The sequence below is a fragment of the Planctellipticum variicoloris genome, from assembly GCF_030622045.1.
Lineage (GTDB): Bacteria > Planctomycetota > Planctomycetia > Planctomycetales > Planctomycetaceae > Planctellipticum > Planctellipticum variicoloris.
Genome location: NZ_CP130886.1, coordinates 3,638,990 through 3,655,387 on the forward strand (window position 1 = coordinate 3,638,990; position 16,398 = coordinate 3,655,387).

At 63.0% G+C, this 16,398-nt stretch carries 13 protein-coding genes; 5 read left to right on the top strand and 8 right to left on the bottom strand.

Annotation, left to right across the window (positions count from 1 at the left end; all coding sequences use genetic code 11):
• The first annotated feature begins 5 nt into the window (after window positions 1-5).
• Genes SH412_RS14055 through SH412_RS14065 form a run of 3 tightly spaced genes read left to right on the top strand, consistent with a single transcriptional unit; the run spans window position 6 to window position 5,351 of the window.
• Window positions 6-722, top strand: coding sequence for an ImuA family protein (locus SH412_RS14055; protein WP_336518639.1), 717 nt, complete (start codon window positions 6-8; stop codon window positions 720-722).
• On the top strand, window positions 661-2,181 hold the full coding sequence (locus SH412_RS14060; protein ID WP_336524162.1) for a DNA polymerase Y family protein: 1,521 nt from the start codon (window positions 661-663) through the stop codon (window positions 2,179-2,181). Before SH412_RS14055 ends, SH412_RS14060 begins: the two co-directional genes overlap by 62 nt.
• 8 nt (window positions 2,182-2,189) lie before the next feature.
• Complete coding sequence (locus SH412_RS14065; RefSeq protein WP_336518640.1) at window positions 2,190-5,351, top strand: error-prone DNA polymerase; 3,162 nt, start codon at window positions 2,190-2,192, stop codon at window positions 5,349-5,351.
• 7 nt (window positions 5,352-5,358) lie between these two features.
• On the opposite strand, the gene SH412_RS14070 is transcribed toward SH412_RS14065, so the two are convergent.
• Window positions 5,359-6,105: an SOS response-associated peptidase gene (locus SH412_RS14070; RefSeq protein WP_336518641.1), complete on the bottom strand. Its 747-nt coding sequence runs from the start codon at window positions 6,103-6,105 to the stop codon at window positions 5,359-5,361.
• Window positions 6,106-6,340: 235 nt separating this feature from the next.
• Between SH412_RS14070 and SH412_RS14075 the strand changes: the two genes are divergently transcribed.
• Window positions 6,341-6,550: a hypothetical protein gene (locus SH412_RS14075; RefSeq protein WP_336518642.1), complete on the top strand. Its 210-nt coding sequence runs from the start codon at window positions 6,341-6,343 to the stop codon at window positions 6,548-6,550.
• Between the two features lie 248 nt (window positions 6,551-6,798).
• On the opposite strand, the gene SH412_RS14080 is transcribed toward SH412_RS14075, so the two are convergent.
• The 4 genes from SH412_RS14080 to SH412_RS14095 all read right to left on the bottom strand — a co-directional run bounded on the left by SH412_RS14080 (window position 6,799) and on the right by SH412_RS14095 (window position 9,437).
• Window positions 6,799-7,413 (bottom strand): YeeE/YedE thiosulfate transporter family protein, encoded by a 615-nt coding sequence (locus tag SH412_RS14080; protein WP_336518643.1) that lies wholly within the window; start codon window positions 7,411-7,413, stop codon window positions 6,799-6,801.
• Between the two features lie 321 nt (window positions 7,414-7,734).
• Window positions 7,735-8,250: a ferritin-like domain-containing protein gene (locus tag SH412_RS14085; protein ID WP_419555807.1), complete on the bottom strand. Its 516-nt coding sequence runs from the start codon at window positions 8,248-8,250 to the stop codon at window positions 7,735-7,737.
• 143 nt (window positions 8,251-8,393) lie between these two features.
• A complete protein-coding gene (locus SH412_RS14090; protein WP_336518645.1) occupies window positions 8,394-8,924 on the bottom strand; it encodes a hypothetical protein in 531 nt (176 codons plus the stop codon).
• Window positions 8,925-9,161: 237 nt separating this feature from the next.
• On the bottom strand, window positions 9,162-9,437 hold the full coding sequence (locus tag SH412_RS14095) for a BON domain-containing protein (RefSeq protein WP_336518646.1): 276 nt from the start codon (window positions 9,435-9,437) through the stop codon (window positions 9,162-9,164).
• Between the two features lie 583 nt (window positions 9,438-10,020).
• Between SH412_RS14095 and SH412_RS14100 the strand changes: the two genes are divergently transcribed.
• Entirely contained in the window at window positions 10,021-11,052 is a 1,032-nt protein-coding gene (locus SH412_RS14100) for an IS630 family transposase (RefSeq protein WP_336518647.1), read from the top strand.
• A gap of 767 nt (window positions 11,053-11,819) precedes the next feature.
• Here SH412_RS14100 and SH412_RS14105 read toward each other — a convergent pair.
• The 3 genes from SH412_RS14105 to SH412_RS14115 form a co-directional block, all read right to left on the bottom strand.
• Window positions 11,820-13,202, bottom strand: coding sequence for a transposase (locus SH412_RS14105; protein WP_336518648.1), 1,383 nt, complete (start codon window positions 13,200-13,202; stop codon window positions 11,820-11,822).
• A gap of 140 nt (window positions 13,203-13,342) precedes the next feature.
• On the bottom strand, window positions 13,343-14,374 hold the full coding sequence (locus SH412_RS14110) for an IS630 family transposase (RefSeq protein ID WP_336518647.1): 1,032 nt from the start codon (window positions 14,372-14,374) through the stop codon (window positions 13,343-13,345).
• A 142-nt stretch (window positions 14,375-14,516) separates the two neighbouring features.
• Window positions 14,517-16,232, bottom strand: coding sequence for an ABC transporter ATP-binding protein/permease (locus SH412_RS14115; RefSeq protein ID WP_336518649.1), 1,716 nt, complete (start codon window positions 16,230-16,232; stop codon window positions 14,517-14,519).
• Between the last annotated feature and the right edge of the window lie 166 nt (window positions 16,233-16,398).

Sequence of the window (16,398 nt, forward strand, 5' to 3'; positions counted from 1 at the left end):
ACGTCATGGTGAGAGACGAACATCGTGCCGAGACCCTGCACGCGCTGCGCCGACTCTGCGGGAAAGTCGCCCGCTCCCCTGAGGCAGAGCAGGAGCCCCGCCTGTCGCTCGGTATCCCGGCGCTGGATGCCCTGCTGCCCGGTCGGGGACTGGAGCGGGGTTCGCTGGTGGAATGGCTCGCACCGGTGGAGGGGTGCGGGGCTGCGACGCTGGCGCTGCAGGGGGTGCGATGCGCCCTCGCACAGCACCTGGTCTGGGCGGTCGTCGATGCCACGGCCGAGTTCCATCCGCCCGCCGCTTGCGGCTGGGGCATTCCGCTGGAGTCCCTGCTGCTGCTCCGACCGTTGGCCGCGGACGCCGTGTGGACGGTCGAACAATGCCTGCGGTGTCCGGCGGTCGGCATCACCTGGTGCTGGGCCGCTCATCTGCCCGACCAGGTGGCCCGCCGCTGGAAGCTGGCGGCGGAAATCGGGGGCGGCATTGGCGTGTTGTTCCGTCCCGATGCAGTCCGGCGCGCCCCAGGGGCGGATGTGCGGTGGCGGGTGCAGCCGCGGACGACCGTGAAGACCTCTGGCCGGACGCTGCGGGTGGAACTGGTGTCGTGTCGGGGTGCGTTCGCGGGTGGCTCTGTCGATCTGGACGTGAATGATGCGACGGGTGATGTGCGTCTGGGTTCCGCTGTGGCCGGTGCAACGACGGCTGTCTGGGCAGCCGGAGCTTAACGGACGCCCGCTGATCCTCTTTGCGGAAGGCCGCCGCGGTTTGTCCGTATCGGCGTGTTCTCCCGAGGCCGTGCGATTCGGCATCCACGTGGGGATGCCGCTCGGCGAAGCTCGATCCCTGCTGCCGAACGCCACTTCGCGCCGTCGGCGGCAAGATGGTTCAAAGCCGGTCTGTCAGCGTGCCGATCCTCTCGGCGATCGCACGCAGTTGCAGGCCCTCGCGATTCACTGCCAGTGCTACAGTCCGCTCGTCGGCCTCGAAGACGGGGCGGAACCCGAATCGCTCTGGATCGATATTACCGGCAGCGAGGTACTGTTCGGCGGCGAGGAGGGACTGGCCAAGGCTCTGCGGGACGATCTGGCTCAGCAGGGGCTTCAGGTCCGCGTCGCCATCGCCGACACGTGGGGGGCCGCATGGGCGGTCAGCCACTATGCCGAACCCGTGGTGTCCCTTGTCCCTGCCGCCGGACAGACCGCCGCCCTTGCGCCGCTCCCGGTGGCAGCACTGCGGGTTCCCGGCTCCGTCGCAGATTCACTGCGGGGACTGGATATCACCACGATCGGCCGGTTAATGAGACTGCCGCGTGAGAGCCTGCCGTCCCGGTTCGGGAAAGAACTGGGGCGGCGGCTTGATCAGGCGATGGGGCGTGCGCCGGAAATGCTGACGTCGGAGCGGTTGGTCGAACCCATTGCCGCGGAATGGCTGTTCGAAGATCCGGTGACGGATCGCCAATCGCTCGATCATGTCTGTGCAGTGTTGCTCGAACGTCTGCTGGTGATGCTGGAGGCGCGACAGGCCGGCCTGCGGGATCTCACCTGCCACTGGCTCGGCACCGACGCCGAACCGCTCTCGCTGCGATTGCTTCGGCCGACCACGGAGCGTCGGCATCTGCTGGAATTGCTGCGGTTGCGGTGCGAGCGGGCCGCCTTTACGGCCGGCGTGACGGGAGTCCGGATGGAGGCCGTCGAACTGGGGCTACCCCCCGTTCGACAGGCGACGCTGTTTGAAGATGAGACAGGCGAGAAGCATCAGCGGGCGCTGGCCGAACTGGTCGACCGACTCAGCAGCCGGCTCGGACGGGAGGCCGTGCTGCGTTCGCATCTCCACCCTGACCCGCTTCCCGAATTCTCGTGTGCGACTCTGCCGTGGCTGGAGCAGCGGCCGCCCACCCCTGACACGACCGCAATTCCGTCACAATTGCGGTGTCGCCCGCTGCGACTGCTCCGTGCGCCGCGGCCGCTGAGCATCGACCGGTTCTCACCGGACGGTTGGCCGGCTCAGGTGGACCGTTCGCCCGTCGTGCGCGTCAGCGGCCCCGAGCGAATCGCAGCGGGCTGGTGGCGCGGCGTAGACGCGGAGCGCGACTATTACCGGCTCACCCTCGCCCACGGCGCCTCCCTGTGGGTGTTCTATGACCTCAACGGCGACCGCTGGTGTCTGCACGGCCTGTTTGACTGAGGTGACGCATGCCCGAAATCGCCTCCCCGAAAATTCGCCCGCGAGTGATCCCCGAGGTGGACGCCTCGGGGATCATGCCGAATGCCGGCTATGCCGAACTGCACTGTCAGACGAACTACTCATTTCTGCGGGCCGCCTCGCATCCGGACGAACTCGTGCAGCGGGCGAACGACCTGCAGTACGCGGCGCTGGCCATCACCGACCGGAACAGCCTCGCGGGCGTCGTGCGTGCCCATGCCGCCGCGAAGCCCCTGGGATTCAAACTCCTGATCGGGGCCGAGGTGACGCTGGCTGGCGGACAACGTGCGGTGTTGCTGGCCACCAATCGAGCGGGATATGGCCGACTGTCACGATTGCTGACGCTCGGTAAACGGAGGTCTCCGAAGGGAGAGTGTCAACTGACGTTCGGCGACGTGGCGGATTTCAGCGCGGACCTGCTGGCCTGCGTGCTACTCGACGCGCATCAGCCGGAAGACCAGGCAGACGCACTCGCCGGCTGGCGGGAGACGTTCGGCGACCATTGTTACGCGCTGGCCTCGCTGCACCGTGGACCGCACGACGACTGGCTGCTGCAGCGCTACCTGAACATCGCACAGCAAGCCCGCATCCCGCTCGTCGCGAGCAACGGCGTTCGCTACCACATCGCCAAACGGCGTTATCTCCACGATGTCCTCACGGCGACGCGGCTGGGCGTCACTGTGGCGGACCTCGGCGAGCATCAACTGACGAACGGCGAACGGCATCTCAAGTCGGCAGACGCCATGCGAAGACTGTTCGCCGCCTGTCCCGCGGCCGTCGAACGCACGGTGGAAGTCGCGAACCGCTGCTCGTTCAGTCTCGACGAGTTGAAATACGAGTATCCCGAGGAACTTTGCCCGCCCGGCGAAACTCCGCTGGGATGGTTGACGCACCTGACGTGGGCCGGCGGGCGCGAACGCTATCCGCACGGCCTGCCCGACAAGGTCCGGCAGATTATCGAGTACGAACTGAACCTGATTGCCGACCTGCACTACGAAGCCTACTTCCTGACCGTGTGGGATCTGGTGCGGTTCGCCCGCAGCCAGGGGATTCTCTGCCAGGGACGGGGCAGCGCGGCGAATTCGGCCGTCTGCTTCTGCCTGGGCGTTACGTCGGTCGACCCCGACCGGATCGACGTGTTGTTCGAGCGGTTCATTTCCAGGGAGCGGGGCGAGGCTCCCGATATTGACGTCGATTTCGAGCATGAGCGTCGAGAGGAAGTCCTCCAGTACCTTTACTCCAAGTATGGGCGAGATCGTGCTGCGATGACGGCCGAAGTGATTACGTACCGCCCCAAGTCGGCCGTAAGAGATGTCGGAAAAGCGCTCGGTCTGTCCCTGGACCGCGTCGACGCGCTTGCCAAGTCCGTGGAGCACTCGCGGCGCGACGACGATGCGCTCGCCGCCCGGTTCCGCGAGACGGGATTCGATCCCACGTCGCGACTCGGTCGGCAGTTGATTCATCTGGTGCAGGAGCTGCTCGGGTTCCCGCGTCACCTCAGCCAGCATGTTGGCGGCATGGTTATCACCCGTGGGCGGCTCGATGAACTCGCCCCGCTGGAAAATGCCGCCATGCCTGGGCGGACTGTCCTGGAATGGGATAAGGACGATCTCGACGTGCTGGGCATCCTCAAGGTGGACTGCCTCGCGCTGGGTATGCTGACGGCGATCCGGAAATCGTTCGAGCTGATCCGACTCCGGGCGGGACGCACACTGACGCTGGCCACGATCCCCGCCGACGACTGGAACGTCTACAGCATGCTCTGCCGGGCCGAGTCGATCGGCGTTTTCCAGGTCGAGTCACGGGCGCAGATGTCGATGCTCCCCCGGCTCAGGCCGCGCGGCTTCTACGATCTGGTGATCGAGGTCGCGATTGTGAGACCGGGGCCGATCCAGGGGGGAATGGTGCACCCGTATCTGCGGCGTCGCAATCGCGAAGAGCCGGTGACATTCCCCAGCGAAGCCGTGCGAGAAGTGCTGCAGAAAACGCTCGGCGTACCGATCTTTCAGGAGCAGGCGATGCGATTGGCTGTAGTCGCCGGGGGCTTCACGCCAGGGGAGGCCGATCAGCTTCGCCGGGCGATGGGAGCCTGGCGGCGAAGGGGTATCATGCAACCCTTCCGCGAAAAGCTGCTCGCCGGGATGCAGGCCCGCGGTTACGACAAAGACTTTGCCAATCGCGTCTATGATCAGATCCAGGGCTTCGGCGAGTACGGTTTCCCCGAGAGCCATGCGGCAAGTTTTGCCCTGCTGGTCTATGCGTCCGCATGGCTCAAATGGCACTACCCGGCGGAGTTCACGGCGGGACTTCTTAACAGCCAACCGCTCGGATTCTATGCCCCCGCGCAACTCGTGGCCGAGGCCCGCCGGCAAGGCGTGGAAGTGCGGCCGGTCGATATCAATGCGAGCGACTGGGACTGCACCCTCGAAGCCGGGGAAGGGACGGTCCCTGCCCTGCGGCTCGGTTTTCGGATGCTCTCCGGCCTGCAGCGATCGACCGTAGATTGTATTGTTGCGGCCAGGTCCATGTCGCCGTTCACCTCGCAGGCTGAGTTCGAGCAACGGACGGAACTCGGTCAGAGCGAACTGGCGCTGCTCGCCAGGGGCGATGTCTTTCGCTCGCTCCGCACCGGCCGACGCACGGCATTGTGGAACGCTCTTCCCGCCCCCGATCACTCGCCCCTGTTCGCTCCGCTGAGCGGAGACGAGCCATCAGTCCCCCTTCCCGCAATGACGGCCGTCCAGGAAGTGGTGGCCGACTACCAGACGACCGGCCTGTCGCTGCAGGGGCATCCGTTCCAGTTCCTCCGCGCCGAACTTGACCGCTGCGGCGTGACGCCGAACAATCGTCTCGCCCATGTCGAATCCGATCGCCGTTACCGCATCGCGGGCGTCGTCCTGCTGCGGCAACGACCGGCGACGGCCAAGGGGATTACCTTTATGACGATTGAAGATGAGACGGGCACCGCGAACCTGATCGTGCACGTGAATACCTGGGAGCGGTTTCGTCCGGTCGCCCGAGGCGCCTCTGCCCTCATGGCCCGCGGCCTCCTGCAGCGACAGCACGGGATCTGTCATCTGTTGGTGGATCGCCTCGACGACCTGACCGATGTACTGGGGGCAGTCACGACCCGTTCCCGCGACTTCCGGTGATCGTGCCTCAGAACAGATTGCGCGGCAGCTTGATCGGTGTCAGACACTCCGGCGAATCGTTCCGCACGCTGTTGACCAGCGAACTGACCGGCGTCTTCTCCAGTACGTCCTCCGGACACGGCACAAGCAATTCGGTCAGGGCCGAAACCTCCTCCATCTCAGGATCGAGCCAAAGACTCCAGTGTTCTTCGGCAAGGATCACCGGCATCCGGTCGTGAATCTCGGAAAGACAGTGGTTCGGCGTCGTGGTGATGATCGCACACGATTCGAGCGCGGAACCGTCCGGAGACTGCCAGCTCTCCCACAACCCGGCGCAGGCGAGCACTCCGCCATCGGCGGGGAAAATGTGCCACGGCTGCTTCGTCTTACTGTTGATCACCTGCCATTCGTAGTAGCCGCTGGCCGGAATCAGACACCGCCGGCTCTTGAACGCACTCCGAAACGCAGTCTTTGACGCGACCGTCTCTCCCCGCGCATTGACCAGCGGAGGGCCGGCCTTGGGGTCTTTCGCCCAACTCGGCACCAGCCCCCACTGCAACGGATCCGCCGCACGTACCCCGCCCGGCCGCCATCGCACCGCCAGCACCCTCTGCATCGGCCCCAGATTGTAACGCGGCAACCATTCCGGCTCGCGAAACAGGTCGAACGCCTGTTGCAGCTCGGCGGGTGACATCCGCAAGTTGATTCGTCCGCACATCGCGTGGCTCTGAATGCCGAGTTGAGGATGGAAGATCGAGGCCGCGATCACTGGCACGATGTCGAGCCATGATACCTTGCACGTCCAACTGCTCGGAACTGCGATATGCCGCTCACTCTCAGTTACCATTGATCAGACGGAGGTCACATCGCCCTCGACCCTACTTCGCCAGTGAAATGACGACCATTCTGACAGCGAGCAACGCGATTCCTGCCGGTGAAGACGCTTCGCTAATGCGCAGGTCCGCACAGTCGTCGTTCTGACGTGGGTCTCCTTCGATCCTGCGAACGACGTGAATGCGAGCGAGTTCAGACAGCCCTCCCCCCATACGGCCCGCGTTCTGAACCGGAACAAGACCTGGCTCACGGCGCAGGCCGGTGACGTGGTCTGGCTCCGCGGCGAGCTGGAGACCATCAAGGCGGTGACTCTCTATCGAGTATTTCCGGCTGACCAGAACGACCGGGTGGTCACGTCTGCGGCGGCTTGGATGGCGGGGGAGTGATCGCGTCGCTCTGACTGACGGCGAGGAACTGGTCCGTTGGCACAAAGATGGGTATCGACTGAAGTGGCGTTAATCTGTCGTCCTCTGGCGATCGTCCGTCAACAAAAACAGGCGACCTGAAGGCCGCCTGTTGCGATGCGTTTGCGTGATGAGCGGCGACTAGGCCTTAAACAAGCGTATGTTTCCTGGCCCGTTTCATTTCACACGGCATTTTACGGGGTTTTCGCTCGCGACAAGCGTTTTGACAATCAAGTTTCAGGCGAATGTCCCGTTTTCGTGCCAGGAAGCTTTGACACGGGGAAACAGGGCGTTCTCGTGGCCTTTGGACCCAAATGCAACTCGACTGTGCTTGGGTGTGGCCTAGTCGGATGAGCCAAAACAACGGCGGTGAACACCCAACTCGACACCGCCAGTTGCAGACTTCCGCTGATACCGTGGCCGCTGGTACAACCGTCGGCCAGCCTCGCCCCGAACAGCATGAGCGCGCCCGCGAAGAAGGCGGCGGCGAGCCGAAGCGGAACATTTCCGCCAAACCGTTCCCTCCACATCGCAGGGATAATTTCACTGCTGCGGTCGCCCGAGAGCCAGGAACTGAGCAGCGACCCGACGAAAACGCCGACGACGAGCATCCCCCCGAGGCCAATCGTCGGCGACTTCCCCGCTTTGGCCTTCATCGCAAAATACTCGTTGGTCTGCGCCGCCTGTGGCTTCACGGCTTGCTCGATCAGGGCGGCGGTATGCTCGAACGCCGTCGAGATGCCCAGCGGGTGGTCAGCGACGCCGAACGCGAACCAACACAGCACGCCGATACCAGTACCAACGACGCAGGGCGACCACGACTTCATGGTCAACGGATTGGTCACGGTTGCCCTCCAAAATGGGAATACCGATAAACATCAATCTCGCTCGACTGTTGAATCTAAACGCTTGCATTCCCGGCCGGCGCCGACGTCACGACTTAGCGCCCGATCTGGGGCCGAGGGATGTGCAAACTGCCGGGAGTCGGAAAACAGCGAAGCCTGCAAGGGGCGAGGGACGTCTGGACGGCGTTGAGGATCATCTGGAGCCTGATGGGATTGATCCGACGACGACATTCCGCCCGGGCCGTTGATTCCATTGCCGTCGACCGCCGCGCCGCAGCGGTCGACGGCCTGTTTGACAGAGCCCGTCATCTCGGGAGACTCTCAAGCCGTCAGTTGCTGGCCGTCGGGGGCCACGGCCGCGATGTTGATGATCGTCTCCGCCAATTTCGTCAGGGCTTTGTCGGCGGCTCCTTCCTCATCCAACGTCGCCTGCAGCAGGTCGGCTGCCTGCTTGTCGCCGAGCAGCCGCGCAAAGGTCCGCACGCAGCCGTACCCGGCCATTTCGTAGTGCTCGACCCGCTGCGCCGCTGCAATCAAGGCGGCGTCCATGACCGACGGATCCGCGTCTTCGGCCATTGTCTCTTTACCTTCTGCCAGCAACCCTTCCATCGCCTTGCAGGTCTTTCCCTTTGGGCTGACGTCGAGCTTCTTGAAGATTTTGTCGAGCCGATCGACCTGACCCTTCGTCTCTGCAAGATGGTCGGTGAATGCCTGTGCCAGCTCGGGAGCCGCGGCGGCCTTCGCCATCTTGGGCAGCGCCTTGAGCAGTTGATGCTCGGCACTGTACAGATCCTTGAGTTCGTCGATATACAGATCGTTCAGGGTGGCCAGTTTCATAGCGTTCTCCTCGGTTTGCATTAAGTACGATCCGTCAGGCGCAACGACCGTCGTCGCGCCTGACGGCAAAGCATCTCATGGTCGACACTCGCAACGCTTATCGCTGCCGATTGCCGAACGGATGCGTCGAGACGCTTCAGAGCTTAAGAACGGGCGCTATCGGCGACGGCCGTTTCACCAGCGCAACTGATGTCCGTCGCTCCGGCGTCGGCAAAGATCTCCTTCGCCCTCTCCGTCTCCTGATCGTCATCGGAGTGAACCGAGATCAGCGTGCTGCCGGCTTTCACCTTGCCTTCGTACTGCCTGGCCTCGTACTCTGGAATCCCCATGCCAATGAGGGCTCCGGACACTCCGCCAAGCGCACCACCGACTGCTGCTCCGCCCAGTGCGGCCATGATGGGACCCGCGGCAATGAATGGGCCGAGACCTGGAATGGCCAACGCTCCGATACCGGCCAGCCAGCCGAGAGTACCGCCCAGCACGGCGCCGGATCCGACTCCGGTTGCCGCCCCTTCCGGCATCTTGGTGTTGTGCTCGACTGCGAGGTCCCGCGTTCCGCCCTTGTCCGCCATCAAGACGGAAATGTCATTCGCCGAGAATCCGGCCGCCTTCAGATTGCGGATGATGATCTCTGTCTGCGAGGGCGTCGCGATACAAAACACTGAATTGGACATGTTGCGTTCCTTGACATACGGTTACGAGATTTGCGGAGCCTGCTCGGAATCACGCTCATGGCGCTTCCAGAGCAGACTATCTTCCAATCATCTTCGCGATGACGAAAATGACGATGGCCCCAAACACTCCTCCGCCGGCCAGCAAGTACACCAGGGAGTACCCGGCAGCGGCAAGGAGTGGAACAAAAGTGAGTACTGTCATCTCCATGACTGATCTCCCGAAATGACGGCCAGGCGTTACGGGTTATTGACTTCGAGTTGATTCTCGACGTTTCCGCGACCGGCGACTGCCGTTGCGAGCTCCTCAATCCGCTGCTTCTCGTCGTCCGTCTCGACCGGGCCGCGCAAGGTGACTTTCCCGTTCTGTGTGACGATCTTCACGTTCTGGGCATTCACGGACATCTTCGTGTCGACGAGACGCTTGCGGATGTTTGCCGTGACATTGATGTCGGCCTGGTTCTCATTCTGGTCGAACGAGGTCTTCGCCGAACTGTCACGATCACGAACATTCACTCCAGTATTCGTCGGAGCGGGCGATTGGTTCGCTGTGTGTTGTTGTTCGACGAGTACCGGCCGATTTGCCGTGACCGTGACAGGCGGCGCTGCAGACGGCTTCGCCGTGGAAACCGGTGAACTGCCAGTACTGCATCCCGCAGCGAGGCACCAACACAATCCAAATACGTGCACTTTCATGAAACAGTCCTTTCGAGAGAGGAGTCGCTTAGTTCAACAGCACGACGGAACTCAGCGGAGGCACAGCGCATCCGCGGCTCCCCGCAGTCTTCCAGAGAACCAACGAAAAAAGCCGACGTGCGAAACACTCTCGGAAAGAGTGATTCCATCACGTCGGCTTACAGAGAAACTTGCTTTCCGGAACTTGCCGGACCGCACTTTGTCATGTCTTCCGATGGTTGGTCGAGACGGGCGACTCACTTCTCCCGCTCGACAACAGGATGGTAGCAGCGATAATCGGAATAGCTAAATCACCGGCCACGAATGTGAGGCGCGCGGCAGAGCGGAGGGATTGCAGTGGAAACGAGATGGGGAACCCTTACCTTGGAGGTATCACAACTCCAAACCAAGGAAGGAGTTCCCCATGGAAGGCATTCTTTCACCCCGGGCGGAGCGCGCCAAGCAGCGGTTGTCCGAGCAGTTGAAGTTTCTGAAGGACGCCGGGCTGAGAACGCGGTATCTGATCGTGATCCATCGACTGGAAGGACGTTCTCCCACCTGGATTGCCCGCTCGCTCAAGGTCGGTCGCAGCACCGTGTATCGGACCGAGCAGCGTTACGGGAAGGACGGCGAGATCGGTTTGTTCGACCGGCGGGGCGGCAACGGGCCACGGAAACTGACCGAGGAGTACCTGACGCAGTTGCGGGAGGTCGTGGCCGGCGATCCGCTGCAGGACGGCTGGAAGCGGCCGACCTGGACGCGGGAGATGCTGATCACAACGCTCCGTCGACGGACGAGTGTGAAGATCAGCCTGTCGACGATGAGCCGGGCCTTGCGGCTGATCGGGGCGCGGCGCGGACGACCGAAGCCAACGGTCGAGTGTCCGTGGCCGGAGGCCGAAAAACAGCAGTGTCTGGAGCAGATCGAGGAACTGGTGGCGCATCTGCCGACGGGCGAAGTGGCGGTCTGGGAGGACGAGATCGACATCCATCTCAATCCGAAGATCGGCGAGGACTGGATGCTCCGCGGGCAGCAGAAACAGGTTCTCACGCCGGGGAAGAACGAGAAGCGTTACCTGGCGGGGGCTCAGGATGCGCGGACGAAGGAGTTGATCGCGATCGAAGGCGACCGGAAGGACACGGCGTTGTTCGTACTGCTGCTGTGGGAGCTGACGCAGCGCTATCCGCAGGCGAAGAAGATCCATGTCGTCCTGGACAACTACGCGATCCATACGACCCGACTGGTGCGGGAGAGTCTGGCGACGCCGCTGGGGCGCAGGCTGCGCCTGCACTTCCTGCCGCCGTACTGTCCGGATCACAACCGGATCGAACGAACGTGGGAGGACTTACACGCCAACGTGACACGGAACCACAAATGCTCGACGATGCCGCAACTGATGCGAAACGTCCGCTCCTACATCCGCCGACACAACCACCGGCGACCGGCGGCGCTGTAGGAACGACCATCGAAGTGTTTCAGAATCGTGGCCGGTGATTTAGCAGCGAACTCGGGATCCCGAACACTTTCGAGAGATTGTCCAATTGCAGAACAGCTTCGGCGGCCCGCTGAGTGATGAGGGTCTGTCGCGAGACGCGTCACTTATGAAGGCGGGCGACTGTCGGGTCGCTGTGGCATCATTCAGCGTCATCGACGCGGTGTTCGAATCAGTCGGCTAAGGCGGGTGTGACGACGCGGCGGGGGCCGACCAGGTCTCGGGAGCGTCGCAGCCCAATCGCCGACGCGGGCGACAAGGGTTGCGTCGTTGCTTCGAATCAGGCCGGCTATGGCCACAGCTCGATGCTCTCCCGCCAAAGGTGTGCTGACACTTCGGCATGCTCGCGAGAAGCGTCGGATGAGGCTGTGGAAAGTGGCGTTGCCGCGTTTCGCAATCCACGTCCGGGGCTACGGCCCGGCGATCGGCTACGGGCTCACCGCCGCTCATTCTGAGCGGGTCACGCCCCTCATCGTTCAGAACGCCAACTCCACAGCCAAAGAACTCGGCGGTGACTTCAAGAAGCCTCTCAACGCCCGCGGCCATGTTCTCAGAGCGCCGGCTGAACGTGACGCTCCGCGGAATCACGATACAGCGAGGTGGCAACAAACCAAGGAGTGCTCAACCCCGAGATCGTCAGCCTTGGCGACCCGGCTCGCGGCCGTCCGTCGACGCGAGCGCGAACAAGCGCGGTGGACTGCTAGCAGCGTGTTGAACAAAGCACTTTTCCGTCACCCGGCCAGGCGGGCGACGATTGGGGCGGGGGCGACGAGTCCGGCGGGTTGCTCGGCTCGGTCGGTCTGGCTCCGCAGGAGCCAATCGAGCGCGGCCCAAACCGCCGCGAAGGCCGCCCAAACCGCCACATTCCGCCCCTGCAGTCTCCGTGGCTTGCCAACTCCCAGCAGCTTCCACATCACTCGCCCGAGATTGTGCGCCGCCGTCGCCAGCAGGTAGCGCTTCGTCACCTCCGTCAGCCCTTCGAGCCAGCTCCGACGCATGCCGCCCGTCTCGCAGACGTGAGCGAAGGTCCGTTCGCAGACTTCGCTCCGCCGTTTCTGCAACTGCTTCCCCTTCGCCCGCCGGACCCGCTGACGGTTCCCCATCACCGCCCGCTGGTCGTCCGGCGTCTTGTCTGTCCACGTCCAGTCGTTCTTGCGTGTCGGCTCCGGAATGTATGTCCGAAAGCCCAGCGACTGGCACTGCTCCAGCGTGGCGACCGAGTGATACCCCTTGTCCGCCGCCACTTCTTCGATGCTCTGTGCACAGCCAATGGCCTGCAGGTTCTCTTCCGCTTTCAGCACGCTGTCGACCAGCGTGTGCGGGTCGGCATGATCGGCCGAGCGAATCTCGGCGGCCAGAATCAGGTCGCTCTCCAGGTCCACCACGTGCTCGGCCTTGTACGCCAGATGCGTTGTCCCGTCTTTCATGCGGGCGATCTTCGCCTCGGGATCGGTCTCGCTGACCCACTCCTCGTTCGAGACTTTCTTGTTCTTGCGGTTCTTGTCGAACCGGCGGACGTCTTCGTCACTCGGCTCTTCGCCAGGAGCGATCACGCCTTCTTCCCGCATCAGCCGGACGACGTACGCCTTCCAGCCTTCGCCCGTGTCGCGGCGGACGATCGACTTCATCGCCGCATCCGCTTCCAGCGTCGTCGAGTCGACCCCCACCGTCTTGCCTGAGAGCAGCTTCTTCTCGGACGCGATCTTCAGCACGAACTGAAAGACTTCCTCGAACACTTCCACCGGCAGCCGCCGGCGGGTCAGCGACAGCGTCGAGTGCTCGGGACTCGATTCGTTCAGGGTCAGCCCCAGGAACTCCCGCAGCGACAGGCTGTCGGAGCACCGCCAGGCGATCCCCCGCTGACTGTCGATCCCTTCGAAATAGCCCACCAGCAGCATGCGGAAATAGACGCCCGGCGGGATCGAGCGTTGGCCGCGAGTCTCGACCTGCTCGTAGAACGCCTGGCACCGCTTCTCGATCCAGCGGTCGAAACCGGCTTCGGCGAGCAGCGCGTTGAGCGCTTTGTAGAAGGGATGTCCCTGCGAGCGGGGCAGCTGCTCCGCCGTGACAAACAGCGGCTCCTGCCGCGATTCCTTCCGCCGTCCCATCGCCATCGGGAACCCTCCGTGACCGCCGCGCCTGACCGACCGCGAGAAGATAACAAACCGCGTTCGATCGTGGCAGCGTCAGGGGGAATACTTCAACACGCTGCTAAATCACCGGCCACGATTCTGAAACACTTCGATGGTCGTTCCTACAGCGCCGCCGGTCGCCGGTGGTTGTGTCGGCGGATGTAGGAGCGGACGTTTCGCATCAGTTGCGGCATCGTCGAGCATTTGTGGTTCCGTGTCACGTTGGCGTGTAAGTCCTCCCACGTTCGTTCGATCCGGTTGTGATCCGGACAGTACGGCGGCAGGAAGTGCAGGCGCAGCCTGCGCCCCAGCGGCGTCGCCAGACTCTCCCGCACCAGTCGGGTCGTATGGATCGCGTAGTTGTCCAGGACGACATGGATCTTCTTCGCCTGCGGATAGCGCTGCGTCAGCTCCCACAGCAGCAGTACGAACAACGCCGTGTCCTTCCGGTCGCCTTCGATCGCGATCAACTCCTTCGTCCGCGCATCCTGAGCCCCCGCCAGGTAACGCTTCTCGTTCTTCCCCGGCGTGAGAACCTGTTTCTGCTGCCCGCGGAGCATCCAGTCCTCGCCGATCTTCGGATTGAGATGGATGTCGATCTCGTCCTCCCAGACCGCCACTTCGCCCGTCGGCAGATGCGCCACCAGTTCCTCGATCTGCTCCAGACACTGCTGTTTTTCGGCCTCCGGCCACGGACACTCGACCGTTGGCTTCGGTCGTCCGCGCCGCGCCCCGATCAGCCGCAAGGCCCGGCTCATCGTCGACAGGCTGATCTTCACACTCGTCCGTCGACGGAGCGTTGTGATCAGCATCTCCCGCGTCCAGGTCGGCCGCTTCCAGCCGTCCTGCAGCGGATCGCCGGCCACGACCTCCCGCAACTGCGTCAGGTACTCCTCGGTCAGTTTCCGTGGCCCGTTGCCGCCCCGCCGGTCGAACAAACCGATCTCGCCGTCCTTCCCGTAACGCTGCTCGGTCCGATACACGGTGCTGCGACCGACCTTGAGCGAGCGGGCAATCCAGGTGGGAGAACGTCCTTCCAGTCGATGGATCACGATCAGATACCGCGTTCTCAGCCCGGCGTCCTTCAGAAACTTCAACTGCTCGGACAACCGCTGCTTGGCGCGCTCCGCCCGGGGTGAAAGAATGCCTTCCATGGGGAACTCCTTCCTTGGTTTGGAGTTGTGATACCTCCAAGGTAAGGGTTCCCCATCTCGTTTCCACTGCAATCCCTCCGCTCTGCCGCGCGCCTCACATTCGTGGCCGGTGATTTAGGCCGTCAGCGGTGAGGGGACGGACCTACGAGTTCCCCGCATTCCCGACTTCTGAGTCGGCAGCCGCGACAACCCGCCAGGTTCCGTCGCCGCCGAGTTCCAGGACGTGCCGGTGGTATTTCAGAAGGTTGAGCCGATGGCTGACGCTGATCAGCGTCGCCCCGGTGTCCACAATATGCTGGTACAATCGCTCTTCATTCAGGGCGTCCAGCGCGCTGGTGGCCTCATCCAGAATCACGTAACTTGGCTTCGACAGCAGCACCCGTGCGAAGGCCACTCGCTGCTGTTCCCCCAGTGACAAGATCTTCCCCCAATCCGCTTCGACCTCGAATCCGCCAAAGCGCTCCGGCAGATCGGCGAGATTGACGTGTTTCAGAATGCCGCGAAGCTCTTCGTCGGGTACGTCTTCCCGGTGACCCGGATAGAGCAGTTGGGCGCGCAGTGTGCCGATCACCATGTAAGGTCGCTGCGGCAGAAAGAACACGTGCTCGAGTGCCGGCCGCACGATGACGCCTGTGCCGGCGTTCCACAACCCGGCGACCGCCCGCAGCAGCGAGCTCTTGCCGCCGCCGCTGGCGCCGACGATCAGCAGCCCCTCGCCGGCCTTCACGTCGAGCGACAAGTCTCGAATCAGTGTCCGCCGGTAATCGGGAGTCAGCAGAGTCAGCCGGTCGATCGCCAGGCGATTCTCTTCCAAGGTTCTGATGACATCACGGCCCCGCAGCTCCACCTGCGCCGACGATTCGAGCGACCGTGCGAACTTGTCGAGCCGGCTGATTCCGGCCGCAAACCGGCTCAGGGTATCGAAGTTGTTTACGATCACCGTCAGCGCCGCAAAAATGGCCGCGAAAGCGCCCGCAGCCTGAACCACCCGGCCGACTTCCAGGGTGCCGGCGAGGACCTGCGGCGCGAGAATCAGCGCCGGCATGATGAGCGTGATCGAACTGTAGACGTACTGGAACAGATTCAGCCGCCACTGCCACGTGATAATCTGATTGTAGTTTGCGAAGGCGTCATGGAAGTGTCGCTTGATGTTCTGCGCTTCCGGCTGTTCGCCGCGGTAGAACGCGATCGATTCGGCATTCTCACGCACGCGCACCAGACTGAAGCGAAAATCCGCTTCGCGTCGGAGTTGAAACAGATTGAGCGTGACCAGCGTCCGTCCGAAGACGAATGTTGCGACCAGCGTGCCGACGGTCGCATACGCGACGAGAAACAGCACCAGCGTCCGGGAGATCGACCACAAGACGCCGCAGAAGGCGACGAGCTGCAGGATCGTTTCAACGGCGAGCAGAAAGTAGAACACCGCCCTGAGCGTGAAGGTGTTGATGTCTTCGGCGATCCGCTGATCTGGATTGTCGATTTCCGCGTTAAAGGCCAGTTTATAGAAAGCCTTGTTCCGGAAGTACGTATCCAGAAAGTTGTGTGTCAGCCATCGCCGCCAGTAGTTGACGAGTCTATCGCGGACGTAGTAGTAAAACACGTAGACCGGGGCGGCCCCCGCGATGATCAGCAAGGTCGTGTAAATCGACTTCCAGTAACGGGCGGGGTCCTGGGCAGCGAGTCCCGAAGTGAGTTCCCCCGACTGCTCATTCAACAGCACGCTGAAGGCGGTGCTCCCCAGCAGCAGGACGATCAGCAGCGCCAGCAGACCGCGGGCGATCCATTTGTCGTCGGAGAACCAGTAGGGTCTGGCGAGGACGACGAATCTCGGCAGCACAAGCCGCTTCAGCTTGAACACGAAGGAACTTTCATCGCTGGCAACAGGTGCTGTTGGACATTGCGGACTCCGGCAGGTCCGCTCTTCCGGTGACCGTCTTCGCTTCTTGCCGCAAGGCGTCCGTCGGATCGACCGGTGCTCGATGCATATGGACTCTACGGATCTCGGCGTGGAGCCAGCAGATATA